Source organism: Streptomyces sp. SID14478 (assembly GCF_010548525.1).
Classification (GTDB): domain Bacteria; phylum Actinomycetota; class Actinomycetes; order Streptomycetales; family Streptomycetaceae; genus Streptomyces.
Window position 1 is genome coordinate 1 of record NZ_JAAGMG010000767.1, and the last position, 455, is coordinate 455.

The 455-nt window shown below is 74.9% G+C and carries 1 pseudogene; it reads right to left on the reverse strand.

From position 1 onward, the window contains the following. Window positions 1–174 (reverse strand): annotated as a pseudogene (locus tag G3I40_RS47355) (glycosyltransferase family 1 protein); the annotation flags it as partial. Window positions 175–455 lie beyond the last annotated feature (281 nt).

Below are 455 nucleotides of genomic sequence, written 5' to 3' on the forward strand. Positions count from 1 at the left end.
GTACGCCCGCTCGGCCTCGGACGGGGCGCACACCGTGACCCGCACTCCGCGGGCCACCAGTCCGGCGGCCAGCGACCGGACATGGGCGCTGCTGCCCGCGCTGCCGCCACCCAGTACCTGCACGGTGCGCAGCGACGACTGTCCGTGCGCTGAGTGGCTGCTCACGTGGCTCACGCGGCGGGGCTCCTGAGGGTCGGGGCGGTTTCGGGCGGCTCGGCGATCGACTGGTCCGGGCCAAGGATGCCAGTCCGTACGGACGTTCCGGCACCGGCCACGGTTCCTCACCGCGCGGCCACGGGCAACATGGCACACCGGATCACTCACACGGGTGAAGTGGGCGCGTCCGCCGGGCCCTTGGCAAGGGCGCTGACGCGCTCCCCGCAGGCGGCCGCGAGGACGAGTCCGACGCTGTGCGCGGCGAGCCCCGCCCGGCCGTTGCCGGCGACGATCGCGAC